This window comes from Larkinella fluvii, from assembly GCF_051857545.1.
In the GTDB taxonomy this organism is placed as follows: Bacteria; Bacteroidota; Bacteroidia; order Cytophagales; family Spirosomataceae; genus Larkinella.
Genome location: NZ_JBPZHB010000001.1, coordinates 969,939 through 993,464, shown reverse-complemented (window position 1 = coordinate 993,464; position 23,526 = coordinate 969,939). Strand labels below are relative to the sequence as shown.

Here is a 23,526-nt window from a genome sequence, read left to right as displayed (position 1 = left end):
ACTTGACACACGCACGGCTTAAATCCTGCAACGTACATTAGTTGAGTGCGATCAACCGACCCGTCACAGCAGGCTGTTGGGTAGCAAGCACCAGGTTGTTGACCTTGGTATCAAACCCGTCGGTAACGACCACCTGATAGGCTCCATCGGGTAACGCATCGATATCCATCTTGATGCGTGCTATTCGTTGCCGCCGTCCGACGCGCTGAACGAAAAACTCCTTTCCGGTGCTGTTGACCAGCCGGACTTCAACGATACCGCCGACCAGTTTATCGACCGCGACGCGGATTTTACCCTCGGTATCGGTGTAGAGACTGCTTTGATACGATTGCACTTTTCCGGTGGGTTTCGGTTGGCTGGCATTGGTTACTGCGAAAGAAACCGTCAGGCTCGTGAACAGGAAAGCTATGATCAGGGATTTAGTGAGCGTTTTCATGGCGTGAGAAGTTTAATTTGGTTGTCCGTTTTGGATAAACCAAAGGTCCGCTTCCGGGCAAAAAAAACCTGTCCCAGATGAGTCAATCCCTGCTACTTTTGGGAAATGTCCTATAAATCGGGTGATCGGCTTACTGTTCGAGCGAGTTGGCCAGATTAGCAGAAGCGTTCAGCATCCCCATGAGTGTGTCGTAAAACCAGACGGTGTAGGCTTTGACGGTGCGGAAATACAAATCGAAATTGCCTTTGTTTAAGAAAAGCACAAACCGATCAAAAGGAACAGCCTCGCCCTGGTCAATGGCGTAGCGAACCACGGCTTCAACAACCGGGATGAACCGGCCGGGATCGGCGGTGGCAAACCGTTCGTTCCAGTAGACAAGGTGGCTCCCCTGGATAAACCCGAAGTCGGTGAAGGTTCTCAGGAATTCGTTTAACGCGTCTTCAACTGGTAACTGAATCATGATTTGGTAAAGCCGTTGTTGGTTAGTGCGTCCCTGAAAGTTTGCAAAATGCCCGAAAAGCAAAGTCCGGTGGATTCTGCCATGCCTTCGCCAAAGCCGGTGCTGACATTTGCCCGAGAAATTCAAATTAATACAAAAAAAGTGCCAAAATATGCGGAGACAATGTACAAGGGATCCCCGATTTCACGGGTACGCAAAAACGCCCGATCAGAATCCGGCAAACGCGTAGCATTTCTTACCTTTATTTGGAAATTGGGTATGATCCTGATGGCCTAAACCCCTATCCAGTTTGTTTCCTGTGCGCGATTTCCACCTTAAAATAGGCTTTTTTCTCTCTCTGGCAGTCGCCATGCTGGTGTCTGTCCCACGGTTTATTCGACTGGAAAACAATGACTTTACCCATTATGCAGCGACCATGTCCTACACGTTCGCCCATGGTTTCAGTTGCTGGGTCTTTCATCAATATGTGCTCAACCAACCGCGCATCCTTTCTTTCTTTCGTCCCCGCTGGATCGTCGGCCCGGGAAGTGTTCTCTTTACACTGGCTCTTTACTTGCCGTATGATTACCTGATGGCCTCTGTATTTAATCTCAGTGTACTCTGGAAGGAGATCCCGGCTTCCAGACGTTTGGCCTGGGTTCTGCTGCGCGGCAGTGTACTGTCTTCCTTCATGTTTTTTGTGGCCTATTACCTGAAACAAAATCAGGAATCACAGGCGGCTAAATTGGAAAACGAGCGTCTCAAGCAGGAAAATCTGAAAGCCCGTCTGGAGGTTTTGAAGCAACAGATTAGCCCACATTTTCTGTTTAATTCCCTGAATACGCTAAAAAGCATCAGCCAGGAAGAACCGGTGAAGGTCTTCACGATTCAACTGGCCCAGGTATATCGTTATCTGCTTCGTCATACGACCGCCGATGTGGTCATGGTACAGGATGAACTGGCCTTTGCAGAAGCGTATTTGTCCATTCAGAAGGCCCGGTTTGGGGATAGCATCCGGTGCGATATCGCCATTGCACCCTCCGTGTATCTCCGGTCTGTTTTGCCCTTCGTGATCCAGCTTCTCCTTGAAAATGCGATTAAACACAATACGGCCACGTTGCATAAGCCCTTGTTCATCCGCATCTCCAGTGAAAAGGATAGCCTCATCGTCAGCAACAACCGGCAGCCTAAACATACGGTGGAGCCGTCGACGGGATTGGGTTTAAAAAATATTCAGATGCGTTATGAGACGATTGCCCGGCAGAAAATCGATATTATCGCCGATGAATTCACCTGGACCGTTAAAATCCCGTTGCTGAGGGTATGAGAGTAATCGTCATTGAAGATGAACTCCCGGCCGCCCGCGAACTAACCGGTTTGCTCGCCCGCTTGCGCCCGGACTGGACAGTCGCTGCGATTCTGCAGTCCATCGATGAAGGAATCGGCTGGTTGAACGACAATCCGCAACCGGATCTGATCTTCGCCGATATCCAACTGGCCGATGGCCTTAGCTTTCAGATCTTCTCAACCGTTGCCATCACATGCCCGGTTATTTTCTGTACGGCTTTCGACCAGTATGCCATTCAGGCGTTTGAAACCAACGGCATCGATTATGTTCTGAAACCCGTTGAGCCGGAGCGACTGACGACGGCCCTGAAAAAATACGAGAATCTGACTCGGGCCGCCCCGCAGCCGCTTCCGACCCTTCCTTTTTTTAAACAGTTACTCGAGCAACTCAGTCTCCCCTCCTTTCCGACCTCGCTGCTGGTATACCACCGCGATGCGATTATTCCGCTGCCCGTGGCCAACATCCTGTTCATTCATTACGAGTCCGGGGTGGTCTCGGCAACCAGTCAATCCCATCAACGCTTTGTACTTACCCAAACACTGGATGAGTTGGAAGCCTTATTGTCTCCGCAACCCTTTTTCCGCGCCAATCGACAGTATATCATTCATCGACAGAGCATCGTGAATGCGGAGCGGTATTTTGGCCGGAAACTAGTCGTCAAATTAACCGTACCCGTACCCGAACCGGTGATCATTAGCAAAGCAAAAGCCGGAGAATTCCTGACCTGGCTGCAACAATAACCCATCGTTCTGTCCGTTTCAGGCTTCTCTTTGTCTGTTTCACGTCAAGTTCCCCAACAGCCCGCATCTGGAACGGCTAGGTTTGTCCCGATTTAACACCAGACACGATGAACCGCAGTTTCTTTCTGAAGGGCCTGACTATTCTTTGCTTTATTGGCATGGCCGATAGGGCATCAGCAGCGTTTGATCCATCAGTCCGCTTTTTGACGAACCTCTGCGCCCAGCAAAATTTCACCATCAGTGGGTCGGTTAAAGACGCCCAATCAGGAGAACTGATGATTGGTGCCACCATTCGGGTGAAGGAACGGCCCGGAACCGGAACGGTTAGCAATGAATACGGTTTTTATTCGCTTACCCTGCCACAGGGCCACTACCGGCTCCAGATATCCTTGCTGGGTTTTGCCGATGAGGTCGTGGCCGTTGACTTAACGTCCAGCCGACAACTGGACCTGGTCCTCACCGAATCGTCCCAAATGCTTGAGGAAGTCGTCGTTAAAACCACCACGGCCAATGAAAACATCACCAACCCGACGATGGGAATCGAACGACTGGCCGTCAGGGACATCCGAAACATTCCGGTGTTGATGGGAGAACGCGACCCGCTCAAGGTGTTGCAGTTGTTGCCGGGTATCAAATCGGCAGGCGAGGGCAGCAGCGGTTTCAACGTGCGGGGCGGTAACAGCGATCAGAACCTGATTCTACTCGACGAAGCCCCGGTTTACAATGCCTCACACCTGCTGGGTTTCTTTTCCACCTTCAACGCCGATGCCATCAAAGACCTGGCCCTCTACAAAGGCGGAATGCCCGCACAATATGGCGGGCGGTTGTCATCGGTGCTGGACGTCAAGATGAACGATGGCAACAACCAGGATTTCCACGCCAGTGGCGGTATTGGCCTCATCTCGAGTCGGCTGGCACTGGAAGGACCTATTCAGAAGGGGAAAAGTTCTTTTCTGCTGACGGGCCGCCGAACCTATGCCGACGCCTTTCTGAAGCTTTCCAACGATCCGGATCTGAACAAAAATACGCTCTACTTCTACGACCTCAACGCCAAACTCAACTACACGATTTCGCCCAAAGACCGAGTCTACCTCTCCGGTTATTTTGGACGCGACCAGTTCGGACTGGGCGATTTATTTGCCATCAACTGGGGCAACGCAACCGGCACCCTCCGCTGGAATCACCTCTACAACGCGAAACTATTTGGCAATACTTCCCTGATTTACAGCCAGTATGATTACGAGGTAGGGGTCAACAACGGCAGCAACCAGTTCAATCTCAAGTCGTCCATTCAGGACATCAATCTCAAACAGGAATTTAGCTATTTCCCGAATCCAAAAAATTCGATGCGGTTTGGCGTCAACATCATTCACCATACCATCACCCCCCGCACCCGAACGGCTACGGGCGAAAACTCCAGCATCAACAACACCCGTGATCCAGCCCGGACGTCCTTCGAAAGTGCCCTTTTTTTTACCAATAAATGGCAACCTGCCGATCCGTTTACGATTGAATATGGCCTGCGGCTGACCGCTTTTTCGGTTATGGGTGGCAGCCCTTATTACACCCTGGATGCCAGCAAAACCATCGTCGACACCCTCCGGTATGGCCGTAGCGAAGTCGTGAAGCAGTATCTGAATGCCGAACCCCGCGTGTCGATGGCGTATGTGATCCGACCGGATCTGTCCGTCAAAGCGTCGTATACCCGGAACGTGCAGAACCTGCACCTGCTCTCAAACGCCAATGCGTCGACGCCCAACGACCGCTGGGTGCAGAGCAGCAACGTCATCCGCCCCGAACTCGCGGATCAGGTGGCCCTCGGCGTCGTCAGGAACCTGAACGACAATGCCTACGAATTCAGCACGGAGGTGTATTACAAAACCATGAAAAACCAGATCGATTACCGCAATGGTGCCGATTTTACGTACAGTGACAACCTGGAAACCCAGTTACTCTTCGGGAAAGGGCGGGCCTACGGAGCCGAATGGTTGTTCCGCAAAAAAACCGGGACCCTCAGCGGATGGATTGGCTACACCCTGTCACGGACAGAAAAACAGATCGAAGGCATCAACAACGGTTCCTGGTATGCGGCCAAACAGGATCGCACGCATGACATTTCGATCGTTGGCATCTACAAACTATCCCCGACCTGGACCCTGTCAGGAACCTGGGTCTACAACACGGGCAATGCCGTAAGTTTTCCGACGGGAAAATACCGCATCGACGGGGCCGTCTTTTTCAATTATACCGAACGGAACGGTTACCGGATGCCCGCCTATCATCGGCTGGACCTGGGAGCCACCGTGAACTTTAAGAAACGCCGACACTTCGAATCGGATCTGGCATTTGGCCTTTACAACGCCTATGGACAGGCCAATCCGTATGCGATCAATTTTGAACAAAGCCCCGACGATCACGCGATCACGCAGGTACAACGCGTAACGCTGTTCCAGTTTGTGCCCTACATCACCTACAATTTCAAATTTTAATCGCCGACGATTCCCGTCCTCCTTTTCGTTTGCTCATGCGCTCCTTTTCTCTCTTTCTTTTGATAGCCCTCGGCCTGACCGCCTGTGTCGAAACCATCCAACTGGATTTGAGGGCGGTAGGCAAGCAGCTTGTCATTGAAGGCAAACTCACCGACGACTCGACAGGTAACGAAATTCTGATCACGTCAGCGGTCGATTTCCAACTCAAAAATGAGTTCCCGCCCGTTACGAACGCAACCGTTTCCGTCCGCGATGCTTCCACCCAGCAGAATGAAGTGCTTTCCCAATCGTCCCCCGGCGTGTATGCCATCCGGAAAATCCGTGGCATTCCGGGCCATCAGTACGACCTAACCGTGGTGGTCGACGGCCAAACCTATACCGCCACTACCTCGATGCCCGAAAGGGTTCATTTTGATTCGTTAACGCATGAAGAGGTAACCCGCTTCAATACCGAAACGAAGATGGTAGCGGTTTATCAGGATCCCGCTGCCGTCGCTAATTACTATCGCTGGACTTTGTCCCGAAACGAGCTACCCTCTCCGGACGTCTTTGTCCGCTCGGATGTGTTCATCAATGGCAATCAGGTTCGGCAAACCATCCTGAATTCAGAAGAGATTCATCCGGGCGATACCATTACCGTCGATATGCAATGCCTGCCGAAGTCTGCTTTTGATTATTTCAACGGTTTAATGAAGCTTCAGGGCAATAACATCAACCAGGGCACATCGCCGACCAATCCCGAAACAAACCTTTCGGGTGGTGCGCTGGGCCATTTCAGTGCTTACACATCGCAAAAACGGACGGTTGTGATCCGATAGGAAGCCCCGGCCCTGTTTTTTCAACGGCGGTTTTCGTTCGCCTACTCAACGAATGCTTCGGAGTGAGGGATGTTCAGTCCTGATGGTTGCCACAAAATCGTCGTCGTTCAGGTGCGGATAAGCCGCGTATACCCGGTCGATTTCGTCCATCTGCCCCGGCGACAACTCCTCCGCCGGATTCAGACACCAGCGTCCCTCGAGCAGTCCCTGCCGACGCAGCACCTCGTGAATACCGGCAATGCAGCCGTGGAAACCGTGGGCCGGATCGAAGAAAGCCGCGTTGCTGTCGGTGACTTCGACGTTGCGTGTCAGCAGGTCCGCCAGCCCGTCGTTTCCGTTGTTAAGGCAGGTTTTGATTTCGTCCAGCAGTTCGACGGCTTTTTTCGTCCACACGGCCCAATGCCCCAGCAAACCGCCCACGAACCGCTTTTCAACGGTTTTACCGTCGATCGTAAACCGGTATGTCGTCAGTAAATCCGCCACAATGTTGTCGTCGTTGCCGGTATACAACGCAATCGCATCCCGGCGGCTGGAATGGCAAACCGCCCGCACCACATCCAGCGTCTGATACCGGTTGAAACTGGCTACCTTAATGGCTTCAACATTCGGAATTTCGGCGAACTGATGCCAGAAATCGTAGCTAAAAATGCGCCCGCCGACCGATGGCTGCAAGTAAAAACCGAAGACCGGAATCACCTCAGCTACCGCTCGAACGCGGTCCAGAATGGCCGCTTCGGTCCAGTTTTGCAAACCGCCCATGCTCAGCAGCCCCAAATCGTACCCGTATTTCAGGGCGAGTTCGGCTTCCTTCAGTGCCTGTTCGGTGGGTCCGACCATACCGGCGACTTTGATGAACGGACGATCCAGGTGGGCTTCGGCAATTTCTTCGGCGGCTACTTTCAAAACCGTTTCGTAGAGGTTGATTTTCGGGTCGCGAATTTCGAACTGGGTGGTGTGAACCCCCACCGCCACCCCACCGGCTCCGCTGGCCATATAGTAACGGGTTAAACCACGTTGCCGGTTTTCGTCAAACTGCCGGGACGCGTTCAGGGCTAAGGGATGCGCCGGAATCACCGTACCCGCGTGCAAGAACTGCTGGATATCAGAACGTAATGCCATGTTGCTGTGGGTTAAAATTTGCCATCCCGCTCCTGAAAATGCGTTGGTTTGTTCAGAATCGTGCCGCCACCCTGCAACCACGCGACGGTGAGTTCCATCATCTGGCGCAGCGTGACGCGCGGGTAGCCGAACAGCTTATTGGCCTGCGACGAATTGCTCAGCAAAGCCGTTGACTGGGCTTCATTGACAAAAACCGGAGCCTTGCCGAGCATTCTGCCGTACTCCTGCGCCAGCCACTGAATCGAGACGGTTTCGGGGCCGGTGACGTTGAGAATTTTGGCCGGCACGTCGCAATGCCGCAGCGACCGGAGGGCAATTTCGTTGGCGTCGCCCTGCCAGATGACGTTGGCGTTGCCCATCGCCAGGTTGATCGGTTTTTCGGCGATGACGGATTTGGCAATTTCCAGCAACACGCCGTAGCGGAGATCGATGGCGTAATTCAGGCGGTAAATCAGCGTCGGCGTGTTGTTTTTCTCCGCGAAATACTGAAAAATCCGCTCGCGGCCCAGACACGATTGTCCGTATTCGCCGACGGGTTCGGGGGCGGTTTCTTCCGTTGCGCCCCCGGATGTTACCGGTGTAAACGGGTAGACATTGCCGGTGGAGAACGCCACAATCCGGGAGTTGCGGTATTTCTCCGCCACCCGGCCGGGCAAATACGCATTCATCGCCCAGGTGAAGGCTTCTTTGCCGGTGGTGCCGAATTTGGTTCCGGCCAGATAGAGCACATTTTTCACGGACGGCAAAGCCGCCAGATCCGTTTCGTTGAGTAAATCAGCCGAAATCGTTTCGATGCCGTCGGCTTCGAGTTCGCCCTGGAGCTGCGGGTCCGAAAACCGGGAAACACCGATGACGCGTTTCTGAATTCCGGCCTGATCGATGGCCTGTCTGGCCAGTCGCGCCAGACTCGGCCCCATTTTTCCGCCAACCCCCAGAATGAGGATATCGCCATCCAGTTCGTGTAAATCGGAAACCAAAGCCGTCGAGGGCTTGATCAGTTCCTGTTCCAACGCGTGTAAATCGTTCATTCTACTGCTTAAGGCGTTCTTTATTTGAAAAACAATTGATTGACATTGCTCAGCGCCAGCCCGAAAATGACCAGCAAGCCTAATGCCCCGGCCACTTTGACGGCGGTCGAATTCGCGTAGCGGCCCATGATCCGGCGGTCGTTAGCAATCGTATACATCGCCACCCCGATGAAAGGCACCACCAGAATGGTAATGCTTTGGGCAAAAATGATCAGGTCGAGCGGCAATTTTCCGAAAATCATGGCAATCGAAGCGCCAAAAACCATCACCAGCGCAATCAGGTATTTGACCCGTTTGGAACCCAACTGACTGCCGTAGCCCAGCGCATCGCCGAGGAGCGTTCCGCCGACGGTGGCGTTGCCGACCAGCGACGAAAACGAAGCGCCGAACAACCCGATCAAAAACAGCACCGAGGCATATTGCCCAAAAATCGGCTCCAGCGCTTTTCCCATGTCGGAGGCACTGGTCACTTTGATGCCCTTCGGATGCAACACGGCCGCAGCACAAACCAAAACCGTCGCGCTCATCAACCCCATCAGCGTCATGCCGGTGACGGTATCCACCTTTTCATCCCGCACCTTCGGATTGACCCGCACCCGCTCCTGCACCAGATAAGACTGGTAAAACGCGCCGACAATCGAAAAACAGGAGGCCGTAAACGCGATGACCAGCCCCAGCGAACCCACGGGCAGCGACGGTACGAAACCGGTCACGACCTCGGCATAATCCGGCCCCGAAAAGGTCAGCGTGGCGATGAAAGCCACCAGCATCACGCCAACCAGCAGAATCATGAGTCTTTCGAGTACTTTATAAAACGACTTCAAAAAAAGCAGACTGATTCCCAAAACCGTAAAAATACCAATCCAGACGTTCACCGGGGTATGCGTGGCTTCGGCGATGGAAATCCCGACCCCGACGGAGTTGCCGGCCTGGAACGAGGTGGCTACCAGAAAGACCCCGATTCCTACCGCCACCGCCACCTGATTGCCCCACTTCTGCCGGATCGTCGCCAGCAGGGACTGGTTCGTTGCCAAACCGATTCGGGCGGCCATGGCCGTGAAAACGATCATAAAAAAGATGGCCATCACAATGATCCAGAGCAACGAATAGCCGTATTCGGCTCCCATCTTTGAAGTAATCGTCATTTTGCTGGGGCCGAAAACCAGCGCGGCTGTGATGATACTGGGACCCAGCGACGACAGCCAGGCTTTTACCGTCCGGGGTGACGTGCGGCCCGGCCCCGGTTGCGCAGGCATTTCATTCGGTGAATCAGCTGTTTTGGGGTGCATGAGTTTCAGGAAAGCAAGGTTTTTCGAAGATATACTTCCTGCGTCAATATCCTTCATTTGGCGCCAAAATACCGGGGGCCAACTTTTTGCCCGGCCGAATATGCACTACTTTTGGGAATGGATTACTTTAAAAATCTTCTCGACGTCTTAAAAATTGAACGGGAAGAAGATCGCAATCAATACCGCCGACAGACGGAAAGCACTTCCGTTGCCGAACGCCGGGCCAACGGCCTGACCTGGTATCCCATCGCCATCCGGGGTTCCGAGATGAGCCGGGGCGACTACCTGACGGTGGAGGTGGAACGAACCACACACCAGGATGTTTCGCACCAGTTCCGGTCGGGCATGCCCGCCGTGTTTTTCAGCAACCACGATCCGAAAAACGACCGGGTCGAAGGAACGGTTTCCCACCAGAGCGGCAATCGGCTCAAAATTACCCTGCTGACCGACGAACTGCCCGACTGGTCGCGGGATGGAAAACTGGGCGTTGAACTGCTTTTCGACGACAAGAGCTACGACGAAATGCAGGACGCGCTCAAGCTGGCGAATTCGCTGAGCGAAGGGCCGCAACACCGCCTGGTGAAGATCCTGACCGGCCAGTCGTCGCCCACCTTTCAGACCGATTTGCCTCCGCTGCCGATTCCGCAACTGAATGAAAGCCAGAACCGGGCGGTTGAAAAAATCCGGGCCGCTAACGAACTGGCGATTGTTCACGGCCCTCCGGGAACCGGCAAAACCACCACGCTGGTGCAGGCCATCAAAGCCCTGCTGAAACAGGATAACCGAAAAATTCTGGTGGTCGCGCCCAGCAACACGGCGGTCGATCTGTTAAGTGAAAAATTGCACGAACAGGGGCTGAACGTATTGCGGGTGGGCAATCCGGCGCGCGTTTCGGAGCGGTTGATGGCGCTTACGCTGGACCACAAAATGGCAGAGCACCACCTGATGAAAGAGGCCAAAAAACTAAAAAAGCAGGCGAATGAGTTTAAAAACATGGCGCATAAGTACAAGCGGAATTTTGGCAAAGCCGAGCGCGATCAACGAAAAGCTCTGTTTGATGAGGCTCACCGGATTATGAAGGAGGTGGGAAACACGGAGCAGTACATCATCGACGATCTGGTGGCCAAAGCGCAGGTGATTACGGCCACGCTCGTCGGTTCCAACCAGTACATGATCCGGAACCTGACGTTCCATACCGTGGTCATCGACGAAGCCGGGCAGGCCCTGGAACCCGCCTGCTGGATTCCAATTCTGAAAGCGCAAAAGGTGGTGCTGGCCGGTGATCACTGCCAGTTGTCGCCGACGATCAAATCGAATGAAGCCGCGCGGAAAGGCCTGAGCACGACTTTGCTCGAAAAATGCGTGGCGCTGCATCCCGAAGCGGTCAGTGTACTGGAAGAACAATACCGGATGCACACGCACATCATGGGCTATTCGTCGCAGGTTTTTTATGCGAATCTTCTCAAAGCGCACGCGTCGGTGGCGGCTCATTCGCTGTTTCCCGGCGACAGTGCGCTGCGGTTTATCGACACGGCGGGCTGCGGTTTTGACGAAAAACTGGAAGGTACCAGCTCCACCAACCCGGAGGAAGCCGCTTTGCTGATGAAGCATTTAACGCAACTGGTGGCCGAGCTGGGGCCATTTTATAGTCCGCAGAATTTCCCGACCATTGCGATCATCTCGCCCTATAAACAACAGCTCGCCGTTTTGAACGAGCAACTGGCCCACACCCCTGATTTACAACCTTATCTGGGTAAAATTGCGGTTAACACCATCGATAGTTTTCAGGGGCAGGAGCGCGACATTGTCTACATTTCGATGACCCGGAGCAATGCCGAAGGCGAAATCGGTTTTCTGGCCGACATTCGCCGGATGAACGTCGCCATGACGCGGGCGCGGAAGAAATTGGTCATTGTGGGCGACAGTGCCACGCTGGCGAGTCTGCCGTTTTATGCCGACTTCATTGCGTATTCCGAAAAACTCGATGCCTATCAGAGTGCGTGGGAATGGCTGTAAATCTTTCTAATAACAAAAACCGCCCGAATGACGTGTCCGGGCGGTTTTTGCTTGATGCTGTTTGAATTTATTGCGTCAACACTTTCAAGGTTACGGATCGGGAGCCGCTCTGAATCTGTAAAAACAGCAGGCCCGGCATCGGATGCAAAACCGGCAGGGTCAGTTGTTCCACCGCAGCCGCTTTTTCCACCTGCCGTTCATTCAGCAGTCGGCCATTGACATCCGTCAGTTGCACCCGCAACGGTTGACCTTCGGCGCCCCGGATTTCGACACACACCTGATCCGACACCGGATTGCCCAGCAAAACCGCCTGAAGGTCTTCCCCACCTTCCGCCGACAACCGACCGCCGGAGGACACACAGGTCAGGTTGATCGGTGAGCCTTTCAACACATACGTGCTGTTCTGGACTTTGGCACTGATTTGGTGATTGACGTTGTCTTTCACCTGCGCCGGGGTCGCAAACACATACCCGTGGGCACCGTTGCCTTTCTGGGCGTCTTTCAAATCCTGTCGGTAGTTCTTCGCTTCGGTGGTACCGATTGAGATGCCGTCGGCGAAAAACTCCACCAACATCGGCGTGTTGGGCTTGTTGCGGTCCCACACCCAGCCCCGGATTTCCTGACAATTGACCACAGACAAATAGCCCTCGAAGTTGCCCGTCACCACCGGCGGTGGCGTTGTCGGTCCCGCCACTACCGTCAGCACCACGCTGGTCGGCATTGCATTCGTTCCGTCGCTGGCCGAGTACGTGAGCACATACGAACCGGCAGTTCCCGTGGCCGCCGTGCCGCTGATCTGGCGGTTGCTGGCCGCAAAACTCAGCCCGGAAGGCAAACCGCTCAGCGAATAGGTCAGCGATTGATTTTCAGGATCGGTAAAAACCGGTAGCGTGACGCTGAAGGCTGAGCCAATCGTGGCGGATAAAGGCGTTGTCGGTGGGGCTACCGGTGGCAGATTGATTGGTTCCCCGCTTCCCTGACAAATCAGTGCTTTGGGCGGATTTTTCAGCATGAAACTGCTGCCCGCTACCCGTGCCGTGAGCAGATGCGGGCGACCGTCTTTCAGGCTGGAGGGAATGGCAAGACTAAAGGCATGTTTGCCATTGCCTTTGCCCGCGTTGAGCAAATCCTGCCGAAAATCACCCGCCGGGAGTGTGGCAATGACAGTGGCTCCATCCAGAATGTCCACCGAAATAACGGTGTTGACTTTATCGCGATTCCAGGCCCAGCCCCGAAAGGTTTCGCAGTCGACGCCGTAGACAAAACCGTCGAAACTGCCGGTGGTGGTGGGCGCACTGATCACCACCGAAGCCGTTCCGGACGGACTGACACAACTGCCAACGGTGCAGGTTGCCGAGTAAACCCATGTCCCCACGGCAGCGGTAGAAACCGGAATTGCCGCTCCCGTTCCTTTCGTATTGTTCGACCCTGCCCAATTGACGGTGCCGCCCTCACAGCCGGAGACGGTTATTGAAACCGAAGGGGTGTTTTGGAGAACCGGCTGGGAAATACCGGCTGACAGTGCCAGCGTGGGAGCTGACATGCTGTTGCTGCCCGGTTCGTTGTTGCAGAAAGCCGTAAAGTTGCCTCCTCCGGGCAGGCCGGGGTTGTTCCAGAATTGCACGCTTTTGCTACAAAGCTTTCTGAGGGCTTCCGGAAAACAACCTGTCAACTGATTGCTAGCTAAACTGAGGTCTTTCAAATTAGACAAAACTCCTAGACTATTTGGAATTGGGCCGCTTAATTTATTGTCATTTAGCCTGAGGTATTGTAACAGGGATAAATTCCCCAGACTGGCGGGAATCTCTCCACTTAACTTATTCATGAACAATTCAAGATATTCCAATTTAGTCAGATTCCCCAGACTACTAGGAATAGGCCCCGTTAACTCATTATTATACAAGAAAATCTGCCTTAGTTTTGACATATTACCGAAGCTTTCCGGGATCGATCCACTGAGCTTATTATGATCGGCATAAAACCTATCGAGATTAATCAGATTTCCCAATTCATCAGGAATTTCGCCAGTTAGCTCATTATTATATAAAGCCAAAGCTTGCAGATTGACAAGATTTCCCAAACTATTGGGGATTGGTCCACTCAGTTTGTTGTTGTACAACCCGAGACCGGTCAGTTTTGTCAGATTTCCTAAACTACTGGGAATTTCTCCACTCAACTTATTATCATTTAAGGAAAGCGAAATCAGCTTTGTAAGACTTCCCAAACTGGCAGGAATTTCCCCAGTTAATTGATTGAAACTTAAAGCAATAGAAATTAAATTTGGCAAATTCGCCAAACTGCCAGGAATTGATCCCGTCAACTGGTTGAAGAACAAGCTAAGAGACGCCAGATTAGAAAGATTCCCGAAACTACTGGGAATTTCCCCGCTCAGCTGATTAGAAGTCAGGCTAAGTTGCCATAAGCTGGTCAAATTTCCTAAGCTAGCAGGAATCGTTCCTACTAGATTGTTGTTTTCCAGTTTGATTTCACCCACCCGGTTATTAATACAAGAGACGCCATACCAGCCACATGGATTATTGTCCGTCAGCCACTTATCAGATTTTTTCCAGCCGGAGCCGTTGGTGGAATTGTAAAGATCGGCTAAGGGCGCATAATCGGGATGTGGGTCGGCACCGGATGCCAGTAAGCTGATCACGACCGAAGCCGTTCCGGGCAGGCTAACACAACTCCCCACGGTGCAGGTAGCCGAATAAACCCGCGTGCCGGTGGCTGACGTGGGTACGGTAATGGTGAATCCACTCCCGGCGGTATTGTTCGGTCCCGACCAGTTGACGTTGCCGCCTTCACAGCCAGTGACGGTTATCGAAACCGAAGGCGTGTTTTGTAGGATGGGTTGGGAAATACCGGCCGACAAAGCCAGCGTGGGCGCCGATATGGCGTTGCTGCCCGGCACGTTGTTGCAGAATGCTGTAAAATTGCCTCCGCCGGGCAGGCCGGGGTTGTTCTGAAACTGAACACTTTTACCGCATAAGGCTTTTAGAGATTCCGGGAGGCATCCACTTAACTGATTACTATTGAGCCATAGAAGTTTTAAATTAGGCAGATTACCTAAACTAGCGGGAATTGAGCCGCTTAATTGATTATTTTCTAAACGAAGGGATTGCAGATTGGTCAGGTTACCCAAACTTGATGGAATTACCCCGGTTAATTGATTGTCACTTAGAACCAGATTTTCCAGTTTATTTAAATTTCCAAGGCTAGCGGGAATTGAGCCGCTTAATTGATTGACATTCAGGCCGATAAATCGCAAATTGGTTAAACTTCCCAAAAATTCCGGAATCGATCCGGTTAATTGATTTAGGGTTAGGTAAAACTGATCCAGTTTAGCCAGGTTTCTAAAATTGTCAGGAATCGAGCCGGTTAACTGATTGCGGGACAAGGAAAGGTGCTCCAAGGCAGCCAGATTCCCCAGACTGCCTGGGATGGGTCCACTCAACTCGTTATAGTCCAACGTTAAATACCAAACCTTGGTTAGATTTCCCAGGCTAGCCGGTATTTCACCACTCAATTTATTGGTACTCAAACTTAAAAACCGCAGATTGACAAGGTTCCCCAAACTACCGGGGATAGCGCCTTCCAGCTTATTCTCCATCATTGAAAGGGAAGTCAGATTAATCAAGTTCCCAAAACTGTCAGGTATTGGCCCGCTCAATTGATTGAAGTTGAAGTTAATGCCCTGTAGATTGGTTAGATTTCCCAGACTAGTCGGAATTGATCCACTTAGCTGGTTGGTACCAATTGAAAGGTCTTGCAGACTGGTTAGATTCCCCAAACTGCCGGGAATGGTACCCGTCAACTTATTTGCGCCCAAAGAAAGGTATTGCAGGTTCGTTAAATTTCCTAAACTGGCCGGAATTTCACCGCTTAACTGATTTTCATACAAATAAAGACTTTGCAACTTGGTTAGATTTCCCAGGCTACCGGGGATGATGCCCGTCAACTTATTGGTGCCAAGAGAAAGATAGCTCAGTTTGGTTAAACTTTCCAGGTTACCGGGAATATCCCCGCTTAACTCATTATTATTCAAATACATTACCTGCAAGTTGGATAAGTTCCCCAAACTGCCCGGTATCGCTCCCGTCAATTTATTAAAAGCCAAACTCAGCGTTTGCAGGCTTGTCATACCACCCAAACTGGCAGGAATAGTACCAGTCAAATTGTTTCGACTCACCATAATTGACAATAAATTGACTAGATTCCCCAGACTGGCAGGAATCTCTCCACGCAACTGATTGTAATCCAAAGTAAGGTATTTAAGATTAGTTAAATTACCCAGACTAGCAGGAATCTCCCCACTCAATTGGTTGTAGTAAAGGTTTATAGACTGTAGATTGATCATATTACCCACACTACCGGGGATTTCACCACTTAACTGATTATTGCTTAAAACAAGGTTTTCCAGATTGGTAAGCGTACTCAAGTCGCCGGGGATTTCTCCAGTCAACTTATTTTCCTGTAAGGAAAGATATTTCAAATTTGATAGGTTTCCCAAACTGTTAGGAATACTTCCACTTAACTCATTTTTACGTAAAAAAAGATTTTGCAAACTGGTCAGATTTCCCAGACTTTCAGGAAGTGTACCACTTAACTTGTTCTCACTCAAATAAATATCCGTCACCCGGTTATTCGTGCAGGAAACTCCATACCAACCGCACGGATTATTGTCCGTCAGCCACTTATCAGAATTCTTCCAACCCAAGCCATTCGTGGCATTATACAAATCAGCCAGAGGAGCGTAATCGGGATGCGGGTCGGCACCGGATGCCAGCGAAGAGGCCGCTAGCCCGAAAACGATGAGCATTCCTAAAAACCGGGAGCATACAACTGCTCGGCTGAGCCAGTGGCGGTTTTTCCGCAAAAAGAGAGGGTTTCCGGCCACGCGCAGCCGATTCGTTCCGGTTGGGTAAAAATGATTCATAAATAAAGTAAACTATGTGGGAATTGGGGTTTATTACTCAAAAACGTCCGTTATCCATCGGCTTTTCAGGCCAATGGGGGCAACACGCAGCAGTACGATGGAGTCTATACGTCCACTAATCGACGGATACGAGTCCGGTTGCTGCTAAAAAGAAAGATGGGAGAAATTGATCGGCGAGATGAGATCAGGAGTAGCCGATGCGTTTAAAAGGGCTGTCAAACCCCAACAGAAAACGAGAATACTGGCACTTCATGGCCAGCGAGAAAACGAGTGAAGAAAGATACATCTGGCCAGAGAAAAGGGGAAATAAATAACCGTTTTAAAACGCTATAGAAACGTGTAAAGCATTACCTGTATGTTCGTTTCTATTTGTACAAATATACAAAATTGGTTTGACATACACCCGTAATCAAGGCGTTATTTTTTAACCGAAAAAGGGAAATTAAAAAATCAGTTTCGTCCGCAAACTTGAGGTTTGAAAAGGGCGTTGTGCGTTGTCCGTGCGGTTCATTACTTCATTGGTTGTGTCCTGAAAAATATCATCAAACCGCTCGCCTTTTCGCAGAAACTTCAGCAGCGCCATCGTAAAGGTTCCATTACGGCCCGTACCGTTTTGAGCCACACTACCCGGTGCTGTCGCATAACCAATAAACAAATTATCGATCCGGGCCTGAGCCAGATCGATGGTTTTAAAACCCCGGTTTACCTCGCCCCTACTCCAGCTTCGGAACGGATTTTCGCGACAGGCATCCAGCAAAACAATGCTGTTTTTGGCACCCAGTTCCCGAAACTCATCGAGTACCCGGCTGACCGGAAACGCTTCGTAACGCACATCCTCTTTTTGCTCCAGTTTGGCAGCGGTCGGGATCATGTAGTTTTCGCCGGCGACCTCAATTCCGTGGCCCGCATAAAAAAACAGGGCCGCATCCGCTCCTTTTGCCGTTCGGTTAAATTGCTGAAACGCCTTTTCGAAACTTTGTTTATCCGCCAGATCTTCATGGCGTGTCACCGTAAACCCCAATGTCTGAAGCCGTTCGGCAATATCGCGGGCATCGTTGAGCGGACGCCCTTCCAGCCCACGACCCTCCAAATAACCAGAATTCCCGACGATAAACGCATAGCGGTTTTTTAGAACTGAAGGTGTTACACTGGGGTTTGGGGCGGTTATCGAAACCGGTGCAGCGCTGTTCTCTTCTTGCGCAGACCGCTTTTCTATATTTCTTGCAAATGACTTGTCTACGTATGTTTTTTTGTTCCATAATGATGGCTTTTTGTCAAGATAAACATCAATAGACTTTATATCTCCCTCCTTTAAGCTGTCACAGGCATAGGTAAGAACAAAATGACCTTTAGTTGCAACAACAATATGGGGAGCTCTACGGTGATACACGGGTGAAAGTGTATATCTCCCAAAACTGTCGGTTGTAGTCCTATTCATAGTTCCTTTTTCCATTAGAAAGACCCCGGCCAAAGGTGTTTTGTCTGAATAGCTATAAACCGTACCCATGAGTGTCTGTGCATATAACATACTCCGACTAAAAAGCACAGCCAACAAAATCAGTAAAAAAAAGCGTATCATTTTCTGAAAAGAAATGGAAAAAGTTAATTAAATATTGAGCAACATCCGGTTTTCGCAAGATACTATTTCACGAAAACCTGTGGAGGTGAATACCGCATCTTTTTGTTGTTGCCGCCATAGCGCTTTACCCACAAATCGTGCGGCAGCACGTCCAGGATCAGGTGCAGGTGCCGGGCTTCCATATTATCGGCATCGCCATTGCCGAGCCAGAACCCAAAATCAAACGATCCCTGGTCATTGCCGGTATCGGTCGCGGTGCCCCTCAACAGCGTTCCCCGGTCATAAACGCACTGGCATCCGGAATACTTGCCGGTGCCCCGGTAGGAGTTATTGAAACCGTGGTAGACCCAGGAGTTGGGCCATTCGCGGATCCACCCATTCCCTTGCCGGTCGTGCTCGCCATCGCCGGGTTCCTTCAGCGGACAGTGGTTGAACTGGTTGCGGTTGACGTGGTAATACTGCTTCAGCACAAAAATACGCACCTGATACTGTTCGCTGTTGTTGTCGACATCGTTGTCGTTGATGTCCAGCATCAATTCGCCGGTCGACTTGCTCAGGAAGTAATCGCCCGCGACGTAATTGGGACCGTCCTCTTTGATCATCCGGTCTTCCGATACCATAAAAATATTTTTAACTGTTTCATCATAGCTGCGGAACATCTTCCGGCAACTCCCGCTTTCCGGCCCAATTTGCCACATCAGCGCCCCGTGCAGTACAGACCGACGCTTATTGAAAAAGTTATCGAAACTCTTGGGAAGACCAACCGGATAGGCCGACCCATAAAACAGGCCCACCCGGATTTTCCCCAGGGCTTCGATATAAACATAATCATCAAATCCAACCTGAATACCGGTTCTCAAAGGCTGTTTCAGGTTACCCGGAACCGATACGGTTTTAGCCACAAAATAGCTGTCCGGTGATTGGGCTGCGACGTTTTCCGTACCCGTCAGCACCAGGACGAGCAGGAGAGAAACGATTGTTTTGTATATATACAGTGGCGTTTTCATCAATTCCCTTTGCTTAATTCATCAGCCGCCACGTTGATCAGCGTGCCAATCATCAACCCCTGCAAATCGTGCCCCAGCGCACAGTCGTTCACGCGTTCCATTTTAAACTGGGGCTGGGTGCCATCGTCGTTGACGTAGAGATAACCCCGGGCTTCCACCTGGCACTCGTCGCAAATCCAGCACCCCCGCCCCACCCAGGTCGAGGTCATGTCGATGGTGTAGCGACGGGTATCCGGGTCATAATTCCACTGGTTGGTGATGCCCTGGTAATCGCGGCCCGTATTCGGGTAATACTGGTTCATGAGCAGACCGGCATACTGGCCGACGAAAGCATTGGCTTCCTGGTAACTGCCTTGATAAACCGGTTCTCTCGTCGTGTTGCAGGAGAACAGTGTAAGCAGACCGGCGACACAGGCGACCGTGATTCCGGTCCGATTGCGAAAGGCGATGAGTGACTTCATACAGAAAAATAGTTTATGGTTTTCCGCCCCGTCCGAAGCGTTTGACCATCTATTCTGTCTACGGTTTCAAGGTTATCGGTTCCTTTAATTTTTTTTTAACTACGGAAAAAGCTGCCTTTCAAAAAATACCCACTTTCTGCTATTTGTACTCAAGCCAGCCATGATTTTACAGCATTTAGTTGCAGTGAATGGGTAATTCTGCGTAAACTTCTGGCATTCAAAGACGTAGAATCCTCTTTTCAGCCTGATCGTATGCCTTTCCGGTTCTTCCTGCTCCTCCTGTTCCTCGGCATCCGTGCAGCAGACGTCTACGCCAGCCTTCCGGTTTTGCTCTCGGCAACGCAACCAAAATACAGCCTGGGACGGCGGGTGGATTTTCTGGCCGACACCCTGGATCATCTGACGATCAACGATGTACGCAAACCCGCACTGGCCCGCCTTTTTCAACCCAGTTTGCAGGAAACCCCCAACCTGGTTTTTGCCAATAGCAGCTACTGGTTCCGCTTTCAGCTTTTGAATCAGGACATTCGGCCGGAAAGCCGCTACCTGTTCGAAGTCGGCTTTGGTAACATCAGGGAAATCGATCTCTACCTGATCGACCACAACGGTAAAATAACCCGCTTCCGGGCGGGCGATGCCCTGGGGCGCAACAGCCGGCCGATTTCGTCAAATACCTACGTCTTTCCCCTGCCGCTCCGGCCCGGGGAACTGTATACCGTTTATGTCCACATCGATAACCGCCAGCTTCACAGCTACTTCCCGCTCATCATCTGGGAAGAAAAGGGGTTTCAGGCCCATGCCCAGGTGGCTACCCTGCTGTGGGGCTTTTACTGGGGAACGCTGTGTCTGATGCTGCTTTATCACCTCGTCATCTGGCTCTTTACCCGGATTATCAGCTATCTCTACCTGGCGTTTTACCTGCTTTCCTACCTGTTTTACGAAGCTTGCCGGGGGAGTAACATCGGCATCCGCTACCTCTGGCCCAGCTCGACCTGGCTGGCCGAACACGGTCTGGGGTTGTTTTCGCTGGGCGTGTTTTTTACGTTTATCGTTTTTTATTCCCGGGCGCTGAACCTGCGGCAAACGACTCCCCGCCTGTATTTCACCCTCTGGATTCTGTGTGGCCTGAGCGTGATCCTGGTCGGGATCAATCTGCTCGAATTGCTGCCCTTGTCACTCCAGTTTGTGGCCCTGATGAGTTCCTGTCCGCTGGTCATCGGCATGTTTGTAGCCGGGGTGCTGACGTGGCGGCAAGGGCAGACGTCCTCGAAATTTTATGTCATTGCTTCCATGTGTTACTCCCTCGGTTTTGCGCTCTTTGTGCTCAACCGGATCGGCATCATTCCCGGAACCGGTCTTCTGATTCACTATTCCCAGAACATTGGTTCGCTGCTGGAATTTACGTTCATGTCGGTGGGGCTGGCCGACTACATCCGGAACGAACGACGGTCGGTCCGGCAGATGAAACGCCAACGCGAAATCGCCGAACTGGCCGCTTACGAACAGGAGATTCGCAAAAAAATAGAAATGGAAGAAGCCCTCATTGCCGGACAGATTCAGGAACGGCGCCGGGTGGCCGACGAATTACACGACCAGTTGGGCAGCGTTCTGTTTAGCATCCGAACCCGCCTGAGCGAACTCAATAACCCTGACAAACAGCCCATTATCGACCGTTCGGCCCTACATTCGCTGTTGCAATCCGTACAGGACGCCTACGACGGCATCCGGCTGATCGCCCATAATTTCTGGCCCGACGAACTCGACGAACGCGGGCTGGGCAGCAGCCTCCAACAACTGACCAACAGCCTAAACCGGGCCGGCAAAACCAGCTTTGTTCTCCAGTTGAGTGGTATGGAAGAGCAACTGAACCGGATTGCCAAGTTTCATCTCTACTGCGTCTGCCTCGAACTGGTCACCAACATTCTGAAACACGCCCAGGCCAGTGAAGCCACCATCCGGTTTATGGTCGACGAAAACCGGAAGTTCCTGAAACTGAGCGTCCGCGACGACGGTTTGGGCTTCGATCCTGACCAGTTTCCACAGGGAAAAGGACTGCGAAGCATCAACGAACGGGCGGGATTGATGAGCGGCACCATCAACGTATCGAACCTGCCGGACGGCGGAGGCACCTGGGTTCAGATTCGGATTCCGTTGATTGAGATCAATCTGCCAAAACCGCCCATCCATCAACAACTCAACGAGCCGTTGGTGAGTCCGGCCCGTTAAATTTCCCTAATTTTCAGCTTTTTACCCAAAAATCAGTGAGGCCGTTTTGGTGATCACCTTTCCATCGGGAAGTGTCACGGTCAACTTGATTTCGTCCTGGATACCGGACGTTTTGGCACCCGGTATGGTCAGACTGAAATTGAAAGCCCCGTTGGCATCCAGCGAATAAACCACCGTTGATACTTCATCCGTATACGAATCGGTTCCTACCACACGGAGCGACACCCGGGAATTGACCGGAACGCAATGGATGGACGCACGCGCCACATACGACTGTTGGGCCACGGGCCGGTCGGGCGAGAGTGCCAGCGGCTGCACCTTCAGTTCGGCGCCCAGTTCGACGGACAAATCCGGGTACGATGCTTTTCCATCGATCGGATCGGTGAGTCTGGAATACCTGGGTTCACCCCCGGAAGTCGGTACGGCTTTGGCAATAAAGAGCACATTACCGATCCAGTAGTTCTTCTTTTCATCTTCAAAATTGGCTTTGCAGAGTTCGCCCTCCGGCGTAGTGATCTCACACAGTTTCCCCAATCCCTTATCCAGTATAAAACCGCCAATCAGCGTCCAGGGCGTAGCCTTCGGTGCTTTAGAGCCCACTTTCCGCAGCACTTTGGTCACTTTATTGCACAAAATCTTGTCGAAAACCTTACCGACGCCTTTGCAAATATCCTGATTCGACAGATTCACCTCGGCACTCACGTCCGTCGGTAGAATCACGCTATACATCCCTTTGGTCACCCGATGGGCCTTAAATTCGCCAACCCGATTGCTTTTACTGGCCGGGCTTTTATACATGATGACCGATACATATTCAGCATCGGACGGTAAGCCTCCACAATTGGTCAGGTTGATGGTAACTTCCTGCTGTCCGGCGGCTTTTCGCGCACCCGACGGAATAGAAACGGCGTCGTTGGCAAACTCCTGCCGGAGTCGCAGCGGCTGGTTGTTGCGAACCGAAGTACCGCTGCCTGCCCGAAAAACCGGATTGATCGCCGGGGCCGCCAGCCGCCCTCCGGTGATTTCCTCATCCAGATCGATTTCGGTATTCACCTGATTCTCCCCATCGGCCGAAATGTAGGTTACCGTCGCCCGGCTTTCCGTCTGCCATTTCAGCGCGATTTTAGAGCCATCCTGCCCCAGAATGGTTTTCAGCCTCGATTGCTCATCGAGCAGCAAATACGTCGCATCCTTCGAACTGGGGTCCATCTGGTGAACCAGCATGGTGAGTTGCTGGGTTACCCCGGCGGCATTTTTCGTGCCGTACAGTTCCAGAATCCCGTCGGCTTTGTTGTCGATGCGAGCCACGAGCGGGTTACTCGGGGAAGTGAACAGCGTGATGGGCGAATTGGAAACCGGAGCGGGGTCCGTTTCTTTTTTACAGGCACCGGTCATCAGAACCAGAAAACCGGCCAGGGTCAGCGGGCCGAACACGAATCGGCGGACAGCAACCGGCAAGCGAAAAAATGTACCAGAGATGTTCATAGAGCTGGAGATGTTGGGTTGGAACGCCCGGTTTGGTCCGGGAACACCCATCTATGACCCGCTCAGGGGGAAGGTTATCAGGCAAAAAAAAAGATTTTCGCCACCCG

The 23,526-nt window shown here is 51.9% G+C and carries 18 protein-coding genes and 2 pseudogenes; 8 read left to right on the top strand and 12 right to left on the bottom strand.

What is annotated here, in order from left to right; all coding sequences use genetic code 11:
* Positions 1-37 precede the first annotated feature (37 nt).
* Both ACS5NO_RS03920 and ACS5NO_RS03915 read right to left on the bottom strand, forming a co-directional pair.
* Positions 38-436, bottom strand: a complete 399-nt coding sequence (locus ACS5NO_RS03920) for a hypothetical protein (RefSeq protein WP_439413930.1) — start codon at positions 434-436, stop codon at positions 38-40.
* A 130-nt stretch (positions 437-566) separates the two neighbouring features.
* Positions 567-896, bottom strand: a complete 330-nt coding sequence (locus ACS5NO_RS03915) for a hypothetical protein (RefSeq protein ID WP_439413929.1) — start codon at positions 894-896, stop codon at positions 567-569.
* Positions 897-944: 48 nt separating this feature from the next.
* Between ACS5NO_RS03915 and ACS5NO_RS03910 the strand changes: the two genes are divergently transcribed.
* The 5 genes from ACS5NO_RS03910 to ACS5NO_RS03890 all read left to right on the top strand — a co-directional run bounded on the left by ACS5NO_RS03910 (position 945) and on the right by ACS5NO_RS03890 (position 6,270).
* The gene (locus ACS5NO_RS03910; RefSeq protein WP_439413928.1) at positions 945-1,172 is read left to right on the top strand and encodes a hypothetical protein; all 228 of its coding nucleotides are present in this window, start codon (positions 945-947) and stop codon (positions 1,170-1,172) included.
* 139 nt (positions 1,173-1,311) lie between these two features.
* The gene (locus tag ACS5NO_RS03905; protein WP_439413927.1) at positions 1,312-2,202 is read left to right on the top strand and encodes a sensor histidine kinase; all 891 of its coding nucleotides are present in this window, start codon (positions 1,312-1,314) and stop codon (positions 2,200-2,202) included.
* A complete protein-coding gene (locus tag ACS5NO_RS03900) occupies positions 2,199-2,963 on the top strand; it encodes a LytR/AlgR family response regulator transcription factor (RefSeq protein WP_439413926.1) in 765 nt (254 codons plus the stop codon). Before ACS5NO_RS03905 ends, ACS5NO_RS03900 begins: the two co-directional genes overlap by 4 nt.
* 107 nt (positions 2,964-3,070) lie before the next feature.
* Positions 3,071-5,452, top strand: coding sequence for a TonB-dependent receptor (locus tag ACS5NO_RS03895; protein ID WP_439413925.1), 2,382 nt, complete (start codon positions 3,071-3,073; stop codon positions 5,450-5,452).
* A 35-nt stretch (positions 5,453-5,487) separates the two neighbouring features.
* Positions 5,488-6,270, top strand: a complete 783-nt coding sequence (locus tag ACS5NO_RS03890) for a DUF4249 family protein (protein WP_439413924.1) — start codon at positions 5,488-5,490, stop codon at positions 6,268-6,270.
* Positions 6,271-6,315: 45 nt separating this feature from the next.
* Here the strand turns inward: ACS5NO_RS03890 and ACS5NO_RS03885 are convergent, their stop codons facing one another.
* From ACS5NO_RS03885 to ACS5NO_RS03875, 3 genes are read right to left on the bottom strand one after another with little or no spacing between them, the layout of a single operon-like run.
* Positions 6,316-7,389 carry a dihydrodipicolinate synthase family protein gene (locus ACS5NO_RS03885; protein WP_439413923.1) on the bottom strand — a complete coding sequence of 358 codons (1,074 nt, stop codon included), beginning with the start codon at positions 7,387-7,389 and terminating at the stop codon, positions 6,316-6,318.
* Positions 7,390-7,400: 11 nt separating this feature from the next.
* Positions 7,401-8,417: an NAD-dependent epimerase/dehydratase family protein gene (locus ACS5NO_RS03880; protein WP_439413922.1), complete on the bottom strand. Its 1,017-nt coding sequence runs from the start codon at positions 8,415-8,417 to the stop codon at positions 7,401-7,403.
* A gap of 20 nt (positions 8,418-8,437) precedes the next feature.
* Positions 8,438-9,706: an Nramp family divalent metal transporter gene (locus ACS5NO_RS03875; protein ID WP_439413921.1), complete on the bottom strand. Its 1,269-nt coding sequence runs from the start codon at positions 9,704-9,706 to the stop codon at positions 8,438-8,440.
* 117 nt (positions 9,707-9,823) lie between these two features.
* Here ACS5NO_RS03875 and ACS5NO_RS03870 point away from each other — a divergent pair, with 117 nt between their 5' ends.
* Positions 9,824-11,722, top strand: coding sequence for an AAA domain-containing protein (locus tag ACS5NO_RS03870; protein WP_439413920.1), 1,899 nt, complete (start codon positions 9,824-9,826; stop codon positions 11,720-11,722).
* A gap of 67 nt (positions 11,723-11,789) precedes the next feature.
* Here ACS5NO_RS03870 and ACS5NO_RS03865 read toward each other — a convergent pair whose 3' ends face one another.
* Both ACS5NO_RS03865 and ACS5NO_RS03860 read right to left on the bottom strand, forming a co-directional pair.
* The gene (locus ACS5NO_RS03865; RefSeq protein WP_439413976.1) at positions 11,790-13,346 is read right to left on the bottom strand and encodes a putative Ig domain-containing protein; all 1,557 of its coding nucleotides are present in this window, start codon (positions 13,344-13,346) and stop codon (positions 11,790-11,792) included.
* 201 nt (positions 13,347-13,547) lie between these two features.
* Positions 13,548-13,958 (bottom strand): annotated as a pseudogene (locus ACS5NO_RS03860) (COR domain-containing protein); the annotation flags it as partial.
* 511 nt (positions 13,959-14,469) lie between these two features.
* Here ACS5NO_RS03860 and ACS5NO_RS03855 point away from each other — a divergent pair.
* The gene (locus ACS5NO_RS03855; protein ID WP_439413978.1) at positions 14,470-14,691 is read left to right on the top strand and encodes a hypothetical protein; all 222 of its coding nucleotides are present in this window, start codon (positions 14,470-14,472) and stop codon (positions 14,689-14,691) included.
* A gap of 65 nt (positions 14,692-14,756) precedes the next feature.
* Here the strand turns inward: ACS5NO_RS03855 and ACS5NO_RS03850 are convergent.
* The 4 genes and pseudogenes from ACS5NO_RS03850 to ACS5NO_RS03835 all read right to left on the bottom strand — a co-directional run.
* Positions 14,757-16,544 (bottom strand): annotated as a pseudogene (locus tag ACS5NO_RS03850) (leucine-rich repeat domain-containing protein); the annotation flags it as partial.
* A gap of 559 nt (positions 16,545-17,103) precedes the next feature.
* On the bottom strand, positions 17,104-18,240 hold the full coding sequence (locus ACS5NO_RS03845; protein ID WP_439413919.1) for a caspase family protein: 1,137 nt from the start codon (positions 18,238-18,240) through the stop codon (positions 17,104-17,106).
* A 62-nt stretch (positions 18,241-18,302) separates the two neighbouring features.
* Positions 18,303-19,247, bottom strand: coding sequence for a hypothetical protein (locus tag ACS5NO_RS03840; RefSeq protein WP_439413918.1), 945 nt, complete (start codon positions 19,245-19,247; stop codon positions 18,303-18,305).
* Positions 19,247-19,708, bottom strand: coding sequence for a hypothetical protein (locus tag ACS5NO_RS03835; RefSeq protein ID WP_439413917.1), 462 nt, complete (start codon positions 19,706-19,708; stop codon positions 19,247-19,249). The genes ACS5NO_RS03840 and ACS5NO_RS03835 overlap by 1 nt, the downstream gene beginning before the upstream one ends.
* A 252-nt stretch (positions 19,709-19,960) precedes the next feature.
* Between ACS5NO_RS03835 and ACS5NO_RS03830 the strand changes: the two genes are divergently transcribed.
* The gene (locus tag ACS5NO_RS03830) at positions 19,961-21,934 is read left to right on the top strand and encodes a sensor histidine kinase (RefSeq protein ID WP_439413916.1); all 1,974 of its coding nucleotides are present in this window, start codon (positions 19,961-19,963) and stop codon (positions 21,932-21,934) included.
* Positions 21,935-21,955: 21 nt separating this feature from the next.
* On the opposite strand, the gene ACS5NO_RS03825 is transcribed toward ACS5NO_RS03830, so the two are convergent.
* Positions 21,956-23,419 carry a hypothetical protein gene (locus tag ACS5NO_RS03825; RefSeq protein WP_439413915.1) on the bottom strand — a complete coding sequence of 488 codons (1,464 nt, stop codon included), beginning with the start codon at positions 23,417-23,419 and terminating at the stop codon, positions 21,956-21,958.
* Positions 23,420-23,526: the final 107 nt, after the last annotated feature.

Bases quoted from the DNA above. Each gene is read 5' to 3' on its own strand.
- ACS5NO_RS03920 (WP_439413930.1), bottom strand. From the start codon at position 436: ATGAAAACGCTCACTAAATCCCTGATCATAGCTTTCCTGTTCACGAGC.
- ACS5NO_RS03915 (WP_439413929.1), bottom strand. From the start codon at position 896: ATGATTCAGTTACCAGTTGAAGACGCGTTAAACGAATTCCTGAGAACC.
- ACS5NO_RS03910 (WP_439413928.1), top strand. From the start codon at position 945: ATGCCCGAAAAGCAAAGTCCGGTGGATTCTGCCATGCCTTCGCCAAAG.
- ACS5NO_RS03905 (WP_439413927.1), top strand. From the start codon at position 1,312: ATGTCCTACACGTTCGCCCATGGTTTCAGTTGCTGGGTCTTTCATCAA.
- ACS5NO_RS03900 (WP_439413926.1), top strand. From the start codon at position 2,199: ATGAGAGTAATCGTCATTGAAGATGAACTCCCGGCCGCCCGCGAACTA.
- ACS5NO_RS03895 (WP_439413925.1), top strand. From the start codon at position 3,071: ATGAACCGCAGTTTCTTTCTGAAGGGCCTGACTATTCTTTGCTTTATT.
- ACS5NO_RS03890 (WP_439413924.1), top strand. From the start codon at position 5,488: ATGCGCTCCTTTTCTCTCTTTCTTTTGATAGCCCTCGGCCTGACCGCC.
- ACS5NO_RS03885 (WP_439413923.1), bottom strand. From the start codon at position 7,389: ATGGCATTACGTTCTGATATCCAGCAGTTCTTGCACGCGGGTACGGTG.
- ACS5NO_RS03880 (WP_439413922.1), bottom strand. From the start codon at position 8,417: ATGAACGATTTACACGCGTTGGAACAGGAACTGATCAAGCCCTCGACG.
- ACS5NO_RS03875 (WP_439413921.1), bottom strand. From the start codon at position 9,706: ATGCACCCCAAAACAGCTGATTCACCGAATGAAATGCCTGCGCAACCG.
- ACS5NO_RS03870 (WP_439413920.1), top strand. From the start codon at position 9,824: ATGGATTACTTTAAAAATCTTCTCGACGTCTTAAAAATTGAACGGGAA.
- ACS5NO_RS03855 (WP_439413978.1), top strand. From the start codon at position 14,470: ATGGTGAATCCACTCCCGGCGGTATTGTTCGGTCCCGACCAGTTGACG.
- ACS5NO_RS03845 (WP_439413919.1), bottom strand. From the start codon at position 18,240: ATGATACGCTTTTTTTTACTGATTTTGTTGGCTGTGCTTTTTAGTCGG.
- ACS5NO_RS03840 (WP_439413918.1), bottom strand. From the start codon at position 19,247: ATGAAAACGCCACTGTATATATACAAAACAATCGTTTCTCTCCTGCTC.
- ACS5NO_RS03835 (WP_439413917.1), bottom strand. From the start codon at position 19,708: ATGAAGTCACTCATCGCCTTTCGCAATCGGACCGGAATCACGGTCGCC.
- ACS5NO_RS03830 (WP_439413916.1), top strand. From the start codon at position 19,961: ATGCCTTTCCGGTTCTTCCTGCTCCTCCTGTTCCTCGGCATCCGTGCA.
- ACS5NO_RS03825 (WP_439413915.1), bottom strand. From the start codon at position 23,419: ATGAACATCTCTGGTACATTTTTTCGCTTGCCGGTTGCTGTCCGCCGA.